The organism is uncultured Thiodictyon sp., assembly GCA_903837595.1.
GTDB lineage: Bacteria > Pseudomonadota > Gammaproteobacteria > Chromatiales > Chromatiaceae > Thiodictyon.
In genome coordinates this window covers 1-1,509 of record CAILVI010000486.1, presented here as the reverse complement: position 1 = coordinate 1,509, position 1,509 = coordinate 1, and the positions used below count along the sequence as shown (strand labels likewise).

Annotated in this window: 3 protein-coding genes and 1 pseudogene; 2 read left to right on the top strand and 2 right to left on the bottom strand. The window is 61.5% G+C overall.

Translation table 11 applies throughout. From position 1 onward, the window contains the following. Window positions 1–86 precede the first annotated feature (86 nt). Window positions 87–296 (top strand): transposase, encoded by a 210-nt coding sequence (locus QZY44_RS29200; protein ID WP_365305512.1) that lies wholly within the window; start codon window positions 87–89, stop codon window positions 294–296. Between the two features lie 85 nt (window positions 297–381). On the opposite strand, the gene QZY44_RS29195 is transcribed toward QZY44_RS29200, so the two are convergent. Then, complete coding sequence (locus tag QZY44_RS29195) at window positions 382–609, bottom strand: HNH endonuclease signature motif containing protein (protein ID WP_295456154.1); 228 nt, start codon at window positions 607–609, stop codon at window positions 382–384. A gap of 49 nt (window positions 610–658) precedes the next feature. Beyond that, window positions 659–1,320 (bottom strand): annotated as a pseudogene (locus QZY44_RS36010) (putative transposase). Window positions 1,321–1,340: 20 nt separating this feature from the next. On the opposite strand from QZY44_RS36010, the gene QZY44_RS29180 reads away from it, so the two are divergent. Beyond that, window positions 1,341–1,509: ATP-binding protein (locus QZY44_RS29180; protein WP_295456155.1), on the top strand; the 169-nt coding region annotated here is incomplete at its 3' end.

Sequence of the window (1,509 nt, the reverse complement as noted above, 5' to 3'; positions counted from 1 at the left end):
CGAGTGTGACGAGGTGTACGTGGTCGCCGGTCACAAAGGCCATCCTGATGCCGTGAAAAGAAAGGCGCAAGGGGCGCTGCCGTCGGCTGAAGGGGGCGCCCGGTCGCGGGACGCTGGAAAAAGAGAAGCCACCGATCTTTGGCATGATCGAGCGCGGCGGACAAGTGGTGATTCGGATGCTTGAAAATGTTCAGCAAAAGACCATTCGTCCGTTGATTTTGGCGGTCATAGCCCCGGGCACCCAGGTCTACACCGACGAGTACAACATGGGGTTCGAGGCGCAGTGGGTCGGGTAGCCAGGTGGCGTTACCGCCACGCAGCCCCCTAAGAACCGTGCTTGCGACTTTCACCGCACACGGCTCAAGCCTTGCTAAGCCCCTGCTACAGGGCCGGTAGTTCATCGAGTTTGTACTTTACGTGGACTTGTCGGTGGCAGTTCGGGTGCAGGATTGCCAGGTTGGTCAGCGTGTCATCCCCGCCGAGATACTTGGGGATCTGGTGATGGACATGCCATTCGTCTCCCGCCCTGATCTGTTGATTGCAGGCGGGGCATTTTCCGTCCCGCTTTTCCCACAACGTCTTCACCCGTCCGATCAGGGACGTCTTCATGGCTGCGGTTTCCCGCGCCTCAAAGTCAGATGACCTGATCTCCAGGAATTTACGCTGAGCCCAATTTCAGCAACAGGCGCAGATTCGTCCGCGGGAACACCGTTTCGGCGTCGGTGGTGTAGAGGGCGCAGAGCAGTTGGCGCGCCTCGTCGGGTCGGGTGAGGTGCTCGCGCAGGCAGTTGGCCATGGCCGTTTCGGCGCGGTAGGCAATCATCTTGATGGTATCGACGAGCTGCTTGCTGTGGGTGCTGAGCTGGCGAAAGCGCGCCTCCTCGGGCAGTTCGTCGATCGTGATGTGGTGGGACGTGGTCTTGCGCTTGGCCTTGAGCGCATCGCGTTCGCCCTGCAGGCTTGGATCTCCTCTTGCAGTGCGGCCTTGCGCCGGATGAACGGCTCGACATGCTTGGGTTCGATGGGCGCTTCCAGGGTCATGGCGGCGAACTGGGCCAGGCGCCGGTTGAGCTTACCGGTGGTGGAGCGGCCCTGCCCGTCGAGGGTGCGGTAGTCGGGGTTGACCACCTGTAGGGGCTCGGAAATCGCCTCCGTGCGATAGTCGGCCAAGCGGTCCAGATCGTAGTGTTCACGGGCATACTTGAAGAAGTTTTCCTGCGACCAGCGGGCGAACATGGCGCTGGCCATGGGGGCCGCAGCGCAGCTATAGTCGGTGCACAGGATAGCGGTTTGATGCCCCTGCTGGCTGCGCTTGCGCACCTCGCGGGCCCGCCGGGCATATGCTCAACGAGTTGGCCAGCGCCGATGGCGATCATGCCTTGCGCCATCGTCTCACCGTCTATGCCCGCGCGCGCCTGTTGATCATTGACGAGGTCGGCTATCTGTCCTATTCCAACCGCCATGCCGACCTGCTCTTTGAGATCGTCTTCCGACGCTATGAGGCCAAGT

Coding starts and splice junctions, on each gene's coding strand:
- QZY44_RS29195 (WP_295456154.1), bottom strand. CDS start 609: ATGAAGACGTCCCTGATCGGACGGGTGAAGACGTTGTGGGAAAAGCGG.